Origin of the sequence: Streptomyces sp. KR55 (genome assembly GCF_052245645.1) — a bacterium.
GTDB lineage: Bacteria > Actinomycetota > Actinomycetes > Streptomycetales > Streptomycetaceae > Streptomyces > Streptomyces flavusporus.
Map to the genome: position 1 here is coordinate 1 of NZ_JBQQCE010000232.1, position 14659 is coordinate 14659.

Sequence of the window (14659 nt, forward strand, 5' to 3'; positions counted from 1 at the left end):
CGCGTGCCCGCTCACTGACGCGCGACGTGCCGTTGCGCTGGTCGAAGCGCGCCGCCAGGGCGAGGGCCTCCGCGCGCGCGTGGGCGGCCAGTTCGCGTGCGTTCCACGCCCGGTCGGCCGGTCCCGGGACCTGCTGATCGCCCAGGCCCAGCTCGGTGAGACGGTCCATGAGCAGGCTCACCACGCTCATGAACTCCATTCGGCTGCGCGGATGTCCGGTGTCGGTGAAGTACGCCGGCCGCTCGGCCAGCAGCTCCAGACCACGCGCCTCGTTGCCGGTCAGCGCGCAGAACTCGACATGGTCGGCGTACGCGCCCCGCATGCTCTCCATGGCCCGTACGAGCCGGAAGCCGCGCAGATGGTGGGCGCGTGCCTCGTCCAGGCGGCCCAGCCGCAGCAGGGGCACAAGGGAGGACGCCAGGGTGGTGTGCGGCTCGTGGGCGCAGGTGAACTCGCCGTCCAGCACCGGACCCCACAGCTTCAGCGCCTCGGCGTCCGCGCCCCGTTCCACCTGCCACCAGCCCTGACCCTGCAGCTCGCACGCGTGGCAGTCGGCCATCCGGTCCCGGTCTGCGGCCAGCCACGCGGCGTACGCCCGCTCCGCCCGCTGCACGTCTCCGATGTGCGCGGCCACGCTGAACTCGGCGCTGCGCACGGCCCGTTCGGAGTGCCCGGCGAGGCGGTAGCGGTGCTCCATCTCGCCGAGCCACTTCTCGATGGAGGCCAGCGGGATGTGCGGCTGGTCGAGCATGCCGGACGACATCCATTTGAAGACCCAGTGCAGGGAGTGGGTCTCGTACTCGTCGAAGTCCTCGGGCCGCTCGTCCCACAGGCGCAGCAGACGCGCGAAGGGGACGAACATCTTGTCCTTCTCGGAGCTGTAGTTGTAGACCTTCAGTTGGTGTCCGAGCGCCTCGATCACGGCGAGCGGGATGCCCAGCTTCTCGGCCTCGGCGAGCAGCTGTTCCGCGCGCGCGTTGCGGGCGGGGCCCTCCGGCTGCTCGGAGTTCTCCGCCATCGCCCGGCGCAGCGCGTCGAAGTCGGTGATCTCACTCATCGGTGACCGTCCCCAGGGGAGTCGGAGTCGCTGTGGGTGGCCCATTCGAGGAGGCCGATGAACGCGCGGTTCAGCAGCGCGGAGTCGGCCGGCCGCAGCGGGCGCTGCGCCATGAGCAGGGCCTGGCCGTACAGGGACTCCGTGGCGGTGCCCACGAGCTCCGGTTCGTTCAGTGAACTGATCCTGCGGATCAGCGGGTTGAGGTGGTTGAGCACCAGACGCGCGCGGGGGGTGCGGCCCCGCAGCGAGCCCAGTATGCCCGCCCACAGGTCGTCGGCCTGCTCCTCCGCCTCCGCGCGGGCCTGCTCGTGCCGGGCCGCCCGGTCGTCCAGATGCAGCGCGGGCACGGACAGGGGGTGGAAGGCCCGCAGGACCACGTCACAGCCCAGCGGGTCCAGGGTGGCCCGCGCGGCCGCCAGAAAGCCCGAAAGGGCCAGCTCCTCGGCCGGGTCCACGGCATCCAGGTGGGCGGTCACCGTGTCGGCGTCGAGCTCGGCCACCACGGTGCCGGGGCGGACCGAGGGCAGTGCCTCGACCAGTTCGCTGTCGTACGTGTAACCGCCGTTGACGATGCCGATGCCCTGCGCGGACGCGATCGGGGCGACCTGCCGGTACTCCTCGACGGTGCGCGTGAAGTGCACCACCGGGTGCCGCAGGGCGAACTCCTCCAGGGACAGCTGCCCGTCGGTCGTCTCGAAGGGCAGCCACGGCAGCATCGTGCGCAGCATCTCCCTGTCGTGCCGCGCAAGGGACTTCACGCCCAGATGGTGCACGGACAGGAACGCCGCCAGCCGCTCCGGATCACCGGCCGCAAGACCCGTCAGCCAGGACCGGATCCGCTCGCCCAGCGCTTCCCGTACGGCGGCCAGCGTCTCGTCCTCGTAGAGCGACTCGCGTGACGCCGTGGGCCGCAGGCTGTCGGTGTCGAGCACACAGCGAACGAAGAACGCCCAGTCGGGCAGCAGCTGTTCGGCGCGCTCGGTCAGCAGCATGCCCTTGAGGTGGACCCGGTGCCGGGCGCGCTGCGCCGGGCTGACCGCGGAGGGCAGGACGTACGCCACACCGCGGATGCCCGCAAGCGGCACGTTGAGGTCGATCGAGTCCAGCGGCGTGAACCCGAACAGCTCGTGACAGTGCCGCGCCAGGGCCACCCTCCGGGTGGCGGGGGAGGGGTACGGCCGGTCCCAGGGCGCCGGAAGGTCGGTGACCGCCTCGTCGCCCACCCGCACGTCGTACGGCAGCAGCGAGCCGAAGTCCCGCGCCAGCGCCAGCACCCGCTCCTCGGCCAGCCACTCCCCGGCCCCGGCCCGCGCCACCAGGTGCACAGTGGTCCCCGGTTCGGGACGGGCCTCGTCCGGCAGCGTCCGCACGGTGTACGAGCCGTCGTCGGTCGCCGTCCACTCCACGGGCCGGGCATCGGGCGTGCGGGCACTGCGGCTGACGACCCGGATCCGCTCGGCGACGACGAAACAGGCCAGCAATCCGATGCCGAACTGCCCCAGAAAGTCGGAGCGCGCCTCCTGGATCCCGTCGGCGCGCTTGGAACTGCGGCCGATGGTCGCCAGCAGGCTGTGCACATCGGCCTCGGTGAGCCCGACGCCGGAGTCCTCCACCCGCAGGGCGCCGCCCCCGGCGTACAGCCGCACCCGCGCCGGGGCGTCGGGCTGTTCGGCCCGGCGGGCGGTGATGGCGTCGACGGCGTTCTGCAGCAGCTCGCGCAGATAGACCTTCGGGCTGGAGTAGAGGTGATGGGAGAGCAGATCCACCAGACCGCGCAGGTCGACCTGGAACGTATGAGGTGAAGGGGCTGATTGGGATGCCTGTGATGACTGTGAGGTCTGGGAGTCCATCGTCACAGCGCCGGTGGGGGGACGACGTCGGCGCGGGGTCGGGCGGTCCGGGTGAGGCCGTGACCGCGAAAGGATGGCCGGGGCGCGCCATCCTAAAGCCCCAGCGAGCCGTCTGACCAGGGGTTTCCCGAGACGTATACGGCTGCGCGCCCGGGAGCTCTACGGCATTGTCAGTGGTGTGGTGTGCAATGGATCTCGTGCCCGCACTGGAAGAACCACTGAAGAAGGTGCTCGGCCCAGCCACCGCGAAGGTGATGGCCGAGCACCTCGGCCTGCACACCGTCGGTGACCTCCTGCACCACTACCCGCGCAGATACGAGGAGCGGGGGCAGCTGACCCACCTCGCCGACCTCCCCATGGACGAGCACGTCACCGTGGTCGCCCAGGTCGCCGACGCCCGCCTGCACACCTTCGCCTCCGCCAAGGCGCCCCGCGGCAAGGGCCAGCGCCTCGAGGTCACCATCACCGACGGCAGCGGCCGGCTCCAACTGGTGTTCTTCGGCAACGGCGTGCACAAACCCCACAAGGAACTCCTGCCGGGCACCCGCGCGATGTTCGCGGGCAAGGTCTCCGTCTTCAACCGCCGTCTGCAACTCGCTCATCCCGCCTACGAGTTGCTGAAGGGGGACGCCGAGGACGCCGTCGACACCTGGGCGGGCGCCCTGATTCCGATCTACCCGGCCACCGCCAAGCTGGAGTCCTGGAAGATCGGCAAGGCGATCCAGACGGTCCTGCCCAGCGCCCAGGAGGCCATCGATCCCCTGCCGGACTCCCTGCGCGAGGGCCGCCGCCTGGTCTCCCTCCCCGAGGCCCTCCTCAAGATCCACCGCCCGCACACCAAGGCGGACATCGCCGACGCCCGCGACCGCCTCAAGTGGGACGAGGCCTTCGTCCTCCAGGTCGCCCTGGCCCGCCGCCGTCACGCCGACGCCCAACTCCCGGCGGTCGCCCGCAAACCCAAGCCCGACGGCCTCCTCACGGCCTTCGACGACCGTCTCCCCTTCATCCTCACCGAGGGCCAGCAGAAGGTCTCTGAGGAGATCTTCGACGACCTGGCGACCGAGCATCCGATGCACCGGCTGCTGCAGGGGGAGGTGGGGAGTGGGAAGACCTTGGTGGCCCTGCGCGCCATGCTCGCCGTCGTCGACGCAGGCGGGCAGGCCGCCATGCTCGCGCCCACCGAGGTGCTCGCCCAGCAGCATCATCGGTCAGTCGTGGAGATGATGGGCGAGCTGGCCGAGGGCGGGATGCTGGGCGGGGCCGAGCAGGCCACGAAGGTGGTCCTGCTGACCGGGTCCATGGGCGCGGCCGCCCGCCGCCAGGCACTGCTCGACCTGGTCACCGGGGAGGCCGGGATCGTGATCGGTACGCACGCGTTGATCGAGGACAAGGTGCAGTTCCACGACCTCGGGCTGGTCGTCGTGGACGAACAGCACCGGTTCGGGGTCGAGCAGCGTGACGCCCTGCGGGGGAAGGGCAAGCAGCCGCCCCATCTGCTCGTCATGACGGCGACGCCGATTCCGCGGACCGTTGCCATGACCGTGTTCGGTGATCTGGAGACCTCCGTCCTCGACCAGCTCCCGGCCGGCCGGTCCCCGATCGCCAGCCATGTCGTCCCCGCCGCCGACAAACCCCACTTCCTGGCCCGGGCCTGGGAGCGGGTGCGCGAAGAAGTCGGCAAGGGCCATCAGGCGTACGTCGTCTGCCCCCGTATCGGTGACGAGGACGAGGACCCGAAGAAGCGCAAGTCCCCGGAGGACGAGGCCGAGAAGCGTCCCCCGCTCGCCGTCCTCGACATCGCCGGCCAGCTCGCCGGGGGCCCGCTCCAAGGTCTGAAGGTCGAGGCCCTGCACGGCCGTATGCCGCCCGACGACAAGGACGCCGTCATGCGCCGCTTCGCCGCCGGTGAGACCGACGTCCTGGTCGCCACGACGGTCATCGAGGTCGGCGTGAACGTGCCGAACGCGACCGTGATGGTGATCATGGACGCCGACCGCTTCGGCGTCTCCCAGCTCCACCAGCTGCGCGGCCGCGTCGGCCGGGGCTCGGCGCCCGGCCTGTGCCTGCTGGTCACCGAGATGCCCGAGGCGAGCGCGGCCCGCCAGCGGCTCAACGCTGTGGCGGCCACCCTCGACGGCTTCGAACTCTCCCGTATCGACCTCGAACAGCGCCGCGAGGGCGACGTCCTCGGCCAGGCCCAGTCCGGCGCCCGCACCAGCCTGCGCGTGCTCGCCGTCATCGAGGACGAGGAGATCATCGCCGAGGCGAGGGAGGAGGCAGCGGCGGTGGTCGCGGCGGACCCGGAGCTGACCCACCTTCCGGGTCTGAGGACGGCCCTGGAGGCCCTTCTGGACGAGGAGAGGGAGCAGTACTTGGAAAAGGGGTGAGCGGGAGCGCCCCTTTAGGGGCGCGGGGCTGCGTCGATATGCGGCTCCTCCGCCACCGCGGGCGCGACCAGCCACAGCGGACCCGTACCCGCCGACGGCGAACGAGCACTGTCCCACCCGATGCCTGCCAAACTGAATCCGTAAGAACATCCACGAACAAGGACCCGAGATGACCCGCGTGATCGCCGGCGCAGCCGGCGGACGCCGCCTAGCCGTCCCGCAGGGAACCCGCACCCGCCCCACCTCCGACCGCGCACGCGAGGGCCTCTTCTCCACCTGGCAGTCCCTGCTCGGCGGCCCCCTGGACGGCGAGCGGGTCCTCGACCTGTACGCCGGTTCCGGCGCCGTCGGCCTGGAAGCCCTCTCCCGGGGCGCCGGCCACACCCTCCTCGTCGAAGCCGACGCCCGAGCGGTCCGCACGGTCCGGGAGAACGTCAGAAACCTCGGCCTGCCCGGCGCCGAGGTCAGGGCAGGCAAAGCGGAACAGATCATTCGCACACCGCCCCCGGCGGAGCCGTACGACATCGTCTTCCTCGACCCGCCGTACAGTGTCTCGGATCACGATCTTCGCGAGATTCTGCTCACACTCCGCACGGAGGGGTGGCTCGCGGACGAAGCCCTCGTCACCGTGGAGCGCAGCACCAGAAGCGGTGAGTTCGGGTGGCCGGAGGGCTTCGAAGCACTCCGTACCCGCCGGTACGGCGAGGGAACGTTTTGGTACGGTCGCGCCGCCTCTACGTGCGAAGACGCACCATGACCGGACCGGAGAGCGAGGGATCTCAAGTGCGCCGCGCCGTCTGTCCCGGGTCGTTCGACCCGATCACCAACGGACACCTCGACATCATTGCCCGCGCCTCCCGCCTGTACGACGAGGTCTACGTCGCGGTGATGATCAACAAGTCCAAGAAGGGCCTCTTCGAGATCGACGAGCGGATCGACCTGATCCGCGAGGTCACCGCCGAGTACGGCAACGTGCGGGTCGAGGCCTTCCACGGCCTCCTCGTCGACTTCTGCAAGCAGCGCGACATCCCGGCCATCGTCAAGGGCCTGCGCGCGGTCAGCGACTTCGACTACGAACTGCAGATGGCCCAGATGAACAACGGCCTGACGGGCGTCGAGACCCTCTTCGTGCCCACCAACCCCACTTACAGCTTCCTGTCGTCGTCCCTGGTCAAGGAGGTCGCGGCCTGGGGCGGCGACGTCTCCCACCTGGTCCCCCCGCCGGTCCTGGCCGCCCTGACCGAGCGCCTCAAGCAGGACTGAGGGCGCCTGGAGCACGCCCGGGACGCGCGCCGCGGGCCCTGATGGCCCGTCATCCGGTGTCCGGCGGGCACCCCATGGCCGTACAGTCGTCCCGTCCGTCTCCAACACAGCTGTAGAGAGTGGCGAGCAACCGGTGGACGTGCAGAAGAAGCTCGACGAGATCGTCGCGGCGGTCTCCAGTGCCCGGGCCATGCCCATGTCGGCCTCGTGCGTGGTCAACCGCGCCGACCTGCTCGCCATGCTGGAAGAGGTGCGCGCGGTGCTGCCCGACTCCCTCGCCCAGGCCCAGGAGCTGATCGGCGGCCGGGAACAGATGGTCGAGCAGGCCCGTCAGGAGGCCGAGCGGATCATCCAGGGCGCACACGCCGAGCGCGGCTCGCTGATCTCCGACACCGAGGTCGCCCGCCGCTCCCAGGCCGAGGCCGACCGGATCCTCGCCGAGGCCCGCAAGGAGGCCGAGGAGATCCGCGCCGAGGCCGACGACTACGTCGACTCCAAGCTCGCCAACTTCGAGGTCGTCCTCACCAAGACCCTCGGCTCCGTCGGCCGCGGCCGCGAGAAGCTCCTCGGTACCGGCCCCGGCCTCGACGACCAGGGCTACGAGGACGAGGACGCCCCCGAGCGCAGCCACGACCCGGAGACCCTGCGCCGCACCGCCGACGAGTACGTGGACGTCAAGCTCGGTGCCTTCGAGGCGGTCCTCGCCAAGACCCTGGAGGCCGTCGGCCGCGGGCGCCAGAAACTGCACGGCCGGATCGCCACCGACGACCTCGGCGCCCTGGACACCACGACCGTCCAGCACAGCAGCGACGCCGACTACCTCGCCGACCTGGCGGCCATCGCCGACACCCCGGCCGAACAACCGCCGGCGGCAGTACCGGCCCAGCCGTCGTACGCCCAGCAGGACGCCTACGCGTACCAGCAGTCGCCGCAGCAGCCGCAGCAGAACGATCCGTACGGCTACCAGCAGCAGTACGCCCAGCAGGACCCGTACGGCTATCAGCAGGCCGATCCGTACGCCGCCTACCCGCAGCAGCCCGCGTACGACCCGAACCAGGGCCACCCCGGTTACCAGCAGCCCCAGTCCCAGTCCCAGCCCCAGCCCCAGGCGCTCGACGAGACCAGCCTCTTCGACACCAGCATGATCAGCGCGGAGCAGCTGCGGGCGTACGAACAGGGCCGCGGCAACGGCTGACGCAGCCGATTGGGCCGTCAGCGAAAGGTCCAGTATCCTGGCTCTTCGGTCGCGTGTGCGCTGTGCTGACTTCGTAGACGCCCGCGATCAACGCTGCCCGGGAACACCGAAGGGCGGCATATCTGAAGCTCACAGGATCGAAAGCAGGAATGGCTCTGAACGCCCGCCTCGACCACCGCAACCCTCTCGTGTTCGACACGCACGAGCTGGGTCGGCGGCCTGGTGCGCTGCAGCGCCTGACCCGCACGATCGACGCTCCGAAGGACCTCGGTCTCAAGGACGTCATCGGAGTGCCGGAAGGCGCACCGGTGGAGCTCGAACTCCGGCTCGAGTCGGTCATGGAGGGTGTGCTCGTCACAGGCACCGCCCGTGCGCAGGCCGAGGGGGAGTGCGTAAGGTGTCTGGAGCCGGTCGAGCTCGAGCTCGAAGCGGACTTCCAGGAGATGTTCTCGTACCCTGACGCCGATGACCGGGGCCGCGTCAAAGCGGAGCCGGCCGACGACGCCGAGGAAGACGAGGACAGGCTCTTTCTCGAGGACGGCATGTTCGACCTCGAACCCGTGCTGCGTGATGCGGTGGTGCTCGCACTGCCGATGCAGCCGGTGTGCCGGGAAGACTGCCCCGGCCTGTGCTCCGAGTGCGGAGCGCGGCTGGCGGACGACCCGGACCACCACCACGACGCCGTCGACATCCGTTGGGCGGCATTGCAGGGACTCGCCGGTTCACTCGAAGACGGCGATAAGGACGAGATGAGCGGCGCCGAACCGGGCGTCGACGAGAAGCAGGAGAAGTAGCCGTGGCTGTTCCGAAGCGGAAGATGTCGCGCAGCAACACGCGCCACCGCCGGTCGCAGTGGAAGGCTGCGGTCCCCACCCTGGTTGCGTGCGAGCGCTGCCACGAGCCCAAGCAGCAGCACATCGCGTGCCCGTCGTGCGGCACCTACAACAAGCGCCAGGTCCTCGAGGTCTGAGCGGCTGGTGAGAGGCACTGTGTCCACGCCAAAGAAGCAGGCTTCCCGTGTGAGCGGGAGTGCACCGGCGGACAACCAGGCCTCGTCCCACACGCTTCTGGAAGGGCGGCTCGGCTACAAGGTCGAGTCCGCCCTTCTGGTGCGAGCGCTGACCCACCGTTCCTACGCGTACGAGAACGGCGGTCTGCCGACGAACGAGCGGCTGGAGTTCCTCGGCGACTCCGTCCTCGGTCTCGTCGTCACCGACACGCTGTACCGCACCCACCCCGACCTGCCCGAAGGCCAGCTGGCCAAGCTGCGGGCCGCGGTGGTGAACTCGCGTGCGCTGGCGGATGTGGGGCGGACGCTCGAGCTCGGCTCCTTCATCCGGCTCGGCCGCGGTGAAGAAGGCACGGGAGGCCGGGACAAGGCATCCATCCTCGCCGACACCCTCGAAGCGGTGATCGGCGCGGTCTATCTCGACCAGGGCCTGGACTCGGCGGCGGAGCTGGTGCACCGCCTGTTCGACCCGCTGATCGAGAAGTCCTCCAACCTCGGAGCCGGCCTGGACTGGAAGACCAGTCTCCAGGAGCTCACCGCGACCGAAGGCCTCGGTGTCCCCGAGTACCTGGTCACGGAGACCGGCCCCGACCACGAGAAGACCTTCACTGCTGCTGCCCGCGTCGGAGGCGTCTCGTACGGCACCGGCACCGGCCGCAGCAAGAAGGAGGCGGAGCAGCAGGCAGCGGAGTCCGCCTGGCGGGCCATCCGCGCCGCGGCTGACGAGCGCGCCAAGGCGGCGAAAGCCGTGCAGGCCGCGTCCGCCGAGGCCGCTCAGGCGGCGGCAGCGACCGGCACCGCTTCGGCGGCCACGGCAGTCGAAGCCGACGACTGATCGCCGTCATCCAGCACAGCGCAACCCGAGCGCCCGCCCCGCACCCGGGGGCGGGCGCTCGGCTCATACCGGTTTGTCACGGGGGATGCCATGCCCGAGTTGCCCGAGGTCGAGGTCGTACGGCGCGGTCTTGAGCGGTGGGTCGCCCACCGGACCGTCGCCGACGCCGAGGTGCTGCACCCACGTGCCGTGCGCCGCCACCTCGCCGGCGCCGACGACTTCGTCCACCGTCTCAAGGGACACCGGGTCGGCACACCGAGTCGGCGCGGCAAGTACCTGTGGCTGCCTCTGGAGGACACCGACCAGTCGATCCTGGCCCACCTCGGTATGAGCGGCCAGCTGCTGGTCCAGCCGCACACCGCACCCGACGAGAAGCATCTGCGCATCCGCATGCGCTTCGCCGACGCCCGCGATACCGAGCTGCGGTTCGTCGACCAACGTACGTTCGGCGGACTGTCGTTGCACGACACCACCCCCGACGGCCTGCCCGACGTCATCGCGCACATCGCCCGTGATCCGCTCGACCCGCTGTTCGACGACGAGGCCTTCCACCAGGCCCTGCGCCGCAAGCGCACCACCATCAAACGGGCCCTGCTGGACCAGTCGTTGATCAGCGGCGTCGGCAACATCTACGCGGACGAGGCCCTCTGGCGTACCTGCCTGCACTACGACCGCCCGACGGCGACCTTCACCCGCCCGCGCACGCACCAACTCCTCGGCCACATCAGGGACGTGATGAACGCGGCCCTCGCGGCGGGCGGCACCAGCTTCGACAGCCTGTACGTCAACATCAACGGCGAGTCGGGCTACTTCGACCGGTCGCTGGACGCGTACGGGCGGGAGGGGCTGCCGTGCAAGCGCTGCGGTACGCCGATGCGCCGGCGCCCGTGGATGAACCGGTCCAGCTACTACTGCCCCAAGTGCCAGCGCCCGCCGCGGGTGGCGCCGTAACCGCTACCGAGGCGCGCGTTCCTCGTCGTAGCGCTCGCGCGCCGCGAGGACGTCGTCCATGCGGCCCTCCACGTAGTGGATGAGGGCCAGCAGACGCTCGGCGACCTCGTGGCCCAGCGGGGTGAGTTCGTAGTCCACGCGGGGCGGGTTGGTCGGCTGGGCCTCGCGGTGCACCAGGCCGTCGCGCTCCAGCGCATGCAGGGTCTGGGACAGCATCTTCTCGCTCACGCCGTCGACCCGGCGGCGCAGCTCGTTGAAGCGGAAGGACCCCTCGTGCAGGGCGCCGAGTGTGAGCGCGCCCCAGCGTCCCGTGACATGCTCCAGCGTGCCGCGCGACGGGCAGGCCTTGGAGAACACGTCGTACGGAAGGTTCTGCTCCGCCGTGCGCTCCTGCGTGGTCGTCATTCCTCAACCGTACTCGAACGCAGCGCTGACCGATAGATTGCGCTAACCATTGGTTAGTGCGCCTGGGTCGCTCCTAGTACCCGAAGTTCTGGGTCCACCACGGGCCGCCGGAGCCGTAGTGCACTCCCACACCCAGCGTCTTGAAGTCGCAGTTCAGGATGTTGGCGCGGTGGCCCGGGCTGTTCATCCAGGCGTCCATCACGGCCTGGGCGTCGGCCTGGCCCCGGGCTATGTTCTCGCCGCCGAGGCTGGTTATCCCGGCCGCCTCCGCCCGGTCCCACGGAGTGGCGCCGCTCGGGTCGGTGTGGTCGAAGAAGCCCTGCGCGGCCATGGCGTCGCTGAAGTCGCCGGCGAGCTCGGCCAGCGCGCTGTTCGCGGCCAGCGGGCTGCAGCCGGCCTTCGCGCGCTCCTCGTTGACGAGCTTGAGCACCTCGGCCTCGGCGGCGGACTCCGCGGAGATCGGCGAGGAGGGGGCGCTGGTCTTCTCGGGCGCCTTCGTGGCCGCTTCGTTCCGGGAGGGCGTCGTCTTCGGCTTCTTCGACGGCGTGGTCTGCGTCGGCTCCTCGGCGGGGGCCTTGCCGGCCGGCGGGGTCGACGGCTTCGACGTCGAGGGGGACGGGGAGGGAGAGCTGGAACGCTCGGTGTCCCGGCTCGCCGGCGGAGTGGTGTCGCGGCTCTCGTCGGCGCTGCCGGACGTGCCGCCCTGCTGCGTCTCGGTGTTGGTCGGGATGTCGGTGGTCTGCACCTTGTCCCCACTGCCGCCGCCGAGGGTGTAGCTGTCACCGCCGGGCAGTACACCCGTGGCGACCGCGACCGTGCCGATCGCGACCGCTGCGGAGACGCCCAGCAGGCCGGTGCGGACCGGCGTCACGCCCTTCTTCTTACGGCGGCGGTGCGAGCCCCCGTCCCGGGGCTCGTCGCCGGGCAGGTACCCGTCGCTCGAGAAGACCACCGTGTCGGCGGCGCGCTCGTGGTCGTCCGGGGCGAAGAGATAGGCCTCGCTCTTCGTCACGGCCTCGGCGTACGCCTCCGGGTTCAGATACGGCGCGATACCGGGCGCGGCCTGGCCGCCCCCGTACGAGTGCTGCGGGTCGCGGCCCCCCACGGCTGAGCCGTGTGTCTCGTTGCCCCCCGTGGCGCGGCCCGTGGCGGCGCGGCCGGCGGCGGAGCGTCGGTGGCGTCCCATGTCCTGGCCTTCCTCGTCCTCGCGGTCGACTCGTCCGTCCGTTCGTCCGCACGGTGCAGCTGCGCGATTCGTCCGTGTGCGGTTCGTCCGTGCGGTCAAGCAAACCCACTCGATCGAGTGAGTTTCATATGAGATTCATTGGGGCTGGACGGTACCGCATGGCGCTGGGGGAGGAAGTGTCCCGAGAGACATTGGCCGGTTAGGTTGCACCCATGAGCGAGGACGTACGGCTGGTCGCCTGGGTGCGAGGACGCGTCCAAGGTGTGGGTTTTCGCTGGTTCACGCGCGCCAAGGCGCTCGAGATCGGCGGCCTGAGTGGTTTTGCTCTCAATTTGGACGACGGTCGGGTCCAGGTGGTCGCGGAGGGTTCCCGCGAGGGCTGTCAGGGACTGCTCGACTGGCTCCAGGGCGACGACACGCCCGGGCGCGTGGAGGGAGTGACCGAGATCTGGGACACACCCCGCGGCGGCTACGACGGCTTCGCCGTGCGCTGACCCGGCAGGGCCGAAAGGGTGGTGCGGCACCGGCGGGGTATGTCACCGGCAGCTGCCCCGAGTGGAAACGACCAGGTGGTTGCCAAGAAGCGCTTGCCGTGGCAGGCTCCACACGCAAGGATGATCGCCACGCCTTGAGGGCCCCGCAGGAGTCGTCGCACCGCCGTTTCCCGGCCGTGCACTCCGGGTTGCTCGCCGATACGGGGCGTGATCGTGTTGACCGTCAAACTTTTTGGTGAGACGCTGAAAGCCCCGCGCACCTTAGCTGTTTGGCATGGATGAACGGCAGCACAACTCCACAGTGCCAAGCGGCCGCGGGTGCGAAATCCCTCACGACCCACACCGCATCGGTCGGTCACTCAGTGTGGAGGACCATCCATCATGGCAAAGGCGCTTCTCGGTTACGTCGGCGGCTCCGACCCTCGACTCCTCGCCGAGATGCGACGGCTCCAGCAGCGCGTACAGGACCTGGAATCCGAGCTCGTACGGATCCAGGCGGAGAACGACGCGCTGACGGCTGCCGCTTCTCACCACGACAGGATCATGGAGAGCGTCGACGCACACCAGGCGGAGCCTGCGCTCACCTGATCGCTGCATCGCATAACGACAGCAGTGGTTGGGTTGCCCGTATCAACCGCTAAGTTGTCAGAAGTTGCAAGGGACGCTCCGGCGTCCCTTCTTTCTTTGCCCCGCTCATCCTTTCACCCTCTTTAACGTCTGGTGTGCCCTGCACGTTCAGGGGCGAAACCGCGGGTTCATGGAGTGAGACAACCCCGGGAGGTAGAGTCCAGCGGCGTGCACCTCAAGGCCCTGACCCTCCGTGGGTTCAAATCGTTCGCCTCGGCCACGACGCTCCGGTTCGAGCCGGGCATCACGTGTGTCGTCGGACCGAACGGCTCGGGCAAGTCCAACGTCGTGGACGCGCTCAGCTGGGTCATGGGGGAGCAGGGTGCCAAGTCGCTGCGCGGCGGCAAGATGGAGGACGTCATCTTCGCCGGCACCACCGGGCGCCCGCCGCTCGGCCGCGCCGAGGTGTCGCTGACCATAGACAACTCCGACGGGGCCCTGCCCATCGAGTACGCCGAGGTCACCATCACGCGGATCATGTTCCGCAACGGCGGCAGCGAGTACCAGATCAACGGCGACACCTGCCGGCTGCTCGACATCCAGGAGCTGCTCTCCGACTCCGGCATCGGCCGCGAGATGCACGTCATCGTCGGCCAGGGCCAGCTCGACTCCGTGCTGCACGCCGACCCCATGGGCCGTCGTGCCTTCATCGAAGAGGCCGCGGGCGTCCTGAAGCACCGCAAGCGCAAGGAGAAGGCGCTGCGGAAGCTGGACGCGATGCAGGCCAACCTCGCGCGCGTGCAGGACCTGACGGACGAGCTGCGCCGCCAGCTCAAGCCGCTCGGCCGACAGGCCGCGGTCGCCCGCAGGGCCGCCGTGATCCAGGCCGACCTCAGGGACGCTCGCCTTCGCCTCCTCGCCGACGATCTCGTACGGCTGCGGGAGGCGCTCAAGGCCGAGGTCGCCGACGAGGCCGCGCTCAAACAGCGCAAGGAGGCCGCCGAGCAGGAACTGAGGAAGGCGCTCCAGCGCGAGGCGCTCCTGGAGGACGAGGTGCGGCAGCTCACGCCCCGCCTCCAGCGTGCCCAGCAGACCTGGTACGAGCTCTCCCAGCTCGCCGAACGGGTGCGCGGCACCATCTCGCTGGCTGACGCGCGCGTGAAGAGCGCGACCTCCGCCCCGCCCGAAGAGCGGCGCGGCCGCGACCCCGAGGACATGGAGCGCGAGGCCCACCGCATCCGCGAGCAGGAGGCCGAGCTCGAGGCGGCCCTGGAGGCGGCGCAGCGGGCACTGGACGACACGGTCGCCCATCGAGCCGAACTGGAGCGCGAACTCGCCCTCGAGGAACGCCGGCTGAAGGACGCGGCCCGCGCCATCGCCGACCGCCGTGAGGGACTGGCCCGGCTGAACGGCCAGGTCGGCGCAGCCCGTTCCCGCGCGGCCTCCGCCCAGGCCGAGAT

14 protein-coding genes and 1 pseudogene are annotated in these 14659 nt (G+C 70.1%); 11 read left to right on the forward strand and 4 right to left on the reverse strand.

Going from position 1 to position 14659, the window contains the following annotated elements; genetic code table 11:
* Both ACTWQJ_RS29420 and ACTWQJ_RS29425 read right to left on the reverse strand, forming a co-directional pair.
* Positions 1–1057 (reverse strand): annotated as a pseudogene (locus ACTWQJ_RS29420) (tetratricopeptide repeat protein); the annotation flags it as partial.
* On the reverse strand, positions 1054–2907 hold the full coding sequence (locus ACTWQJ_RS29425; RefSeq protein ID WP_443309570.1) for an HSP90 family protein: 1854 nt from the start codon (positions 2905–2907) through the stop codon (positions 1054–1056). The pseudogene ACTWQJ_RS29420 and the gene ACTWQJ_RS29425, both read right to left, overlap by 4 nt.
* 188 nt (positions 2908–3095) lie before the next feature.
* On the opposite strand from ACTWQJ_RS29425, the gene recG reads away from it, so the two are divergent.
* From recG to mutM, 8 genes are all read left to right on the forward strand, one after another.
* Positions 3096–5294, forward strand: a complete 2199-nt coding sequence (gene recG / locus ACTWQJ_RS29430; RefSeq protein ID WP_443309571.1) for an ATP-dependent DNA helicase RecG — start codon at positions 3096–3098, stop codon at positions 5292–5294.
* Positions 5295–5463: 169 nt separating this feature from the next.
* Positions 5464–6051 carry a 16S rRNA (guanine(966)-N(2))-methyltransferase RsmD gene (gene rsmD / locus ACTWQJ_RS29435; protein ID WP_129801540.1) on the forward strand — a complete coding sequence of 196 codons (588 nt, stop codon included), beginning with the start codon at positions 5464–5466 and terminating at the stop codon, positions 6049–6051.
* 26 nt (positions 6052–6077) lie between these two features.
* Positions 6078–6557 carry a pantetheine-phosphate adenylyltransferase gene (gene coaD / locus ACTWQJ_RS29440; RefSeq protein WP_224736879.1) on the forward strand — a complete coding sequence of 160 codons (480 nt, stop codon included), beginning with the start codon at positions 6078–6080 and terminating at the stop codon, positions 6555–6557.
* 133 nt (positions 6558–6690) lie between these two features.
* Positions 6691–7752, forward strand: a complete 1062-nt coding sequence (locus ACTWQJ_RS29445; RefSeq protein ID WP_443309572.1) for an ATP synthase F0 subunit B — start codon at positions 6691–6693, stop codon at positions 7750–7752.
* A 149-nt stretch (positions 7753–7901) separates the two neighbouring features.
* Positions 7902–8546: a YceD family protein gene (locus ACTWQJ_RS29450; RefSeq protein WP_443309573.1), complete on the forward strand. Its 645-nt coding sequence runs from the start codon at positions 7902–7904 to the stop codon at positions 8544–8546.
* A gap of 2 nt (positions 8547–8548) precedes the next feature.
* Positions 8549–8722 (forward strand): 50S ribosomal protein L32, encoded by a 174-nt coding sequence (rpmF, locus tag ACTWQJ_RS29455; RefSeq protein ID WP_003951102.1) that lies wholly within the window; start codon positions 8549–8551, stop codon positions 8720–8722.
* Positions 8723–8729: 7 nt separating this feature from the next.
* Positions 8730–9596 (forward strand): ribonuclease III, encoded by an 867-nt coding sequence (gene rnc, locus ACTWQJ_RS29460; protein ID WP_443309574.1) that lies wholly within the window; start codon positions 8730–8732, stop codon positions 9594–9596.
* A gap of 90 nt (positions 9597–9686) precedes the next feature.
* Positions 9687–10547: a bifunctional DNA-formamidopyrimidine glycosylase/DNA-(apurinic or apyrimidinic site) lyase gene (gene mutM, locus ACTWQJ_RS29465; protein ID WP_443309575.1), complete on the forward strand. Its 861-nt coding sequence runs from the start codon at positions 9687–9689 to the stop codon at positions 10545–10547.
* 3 nt (positions 10548–10550) lie between these two features.
* Here mutM and ACTWQJ_RS29470 read toward each other — a convergent pair whose 3' ends face one another.
* Both ACTWQJ_RS29470 and ACTWQJ_RS29475 read right to left on the reverse strand, forming a co-directional pair.
* Positions 10551–10952 (reverse strand): winged helix-turn-helix transcriptional regulator, encoded by a 402-nt coding sequence (locus ACTWQJ_RS29470; protein ID WP_224736855.1) that lies wholly within the window; start codon positions 10950–10952, stop codon positions 10551–10553.
* Positions 10953–11025: 73 nt separating this feature from the next.
* A complete protein-coding gene (locus ACTWQJ_RS29475; RefSeq protein WP_443309576.1) occupies positions 11026–12138 on the reverse strand; it encodes a CAP domain-containing protein in 1113 nt (370 codons plus the stop codon).
* Positions 12139–12350: 212 nt separating this feature from the next.
* Between ACTWQJ_RS29475 and ACTWQJ_RS29480 the strand changes: the two genes are divergently transcribed.
* The 3 genes from ACTWQJ_RS29480 to ACTWQJ_RS29490 form a co-directional block, all read left to right on the forward strand.
* Positions 12351–12632, forward strand: a complete 282-nt coding sequence (locus ACTWQJ_RS29480; protein ID WP_385512910.1) for an acylphosphatase — start codon at positions 12351–12353, stop codon at positions 12630–12632.
* Positions 12633–13013: 381 nt separating this feature from the next.
* Positions 13014–13220 carry a hypothetical protein gene (locus ACTWQJ_RS29485; RefSeq protein WP_053762838.1) on the forward strand — a complete coding sequence of 69 codons (207 nt, stop codon included), beginning with the start codon at positions 13014–13016 and terminating at the stop codon, positions 13218–13220.
* Between the two features lie 207 nt (positions 13221–13427).
* Positions 13428–14659, forward strand: a 1232-nt coding sequence (locus ACTWQJ_RS29490) for a chromosome segregation SMC family protein (protein WP_443309577.1), incomplete at its 3' end; no start/stop codon positions are given.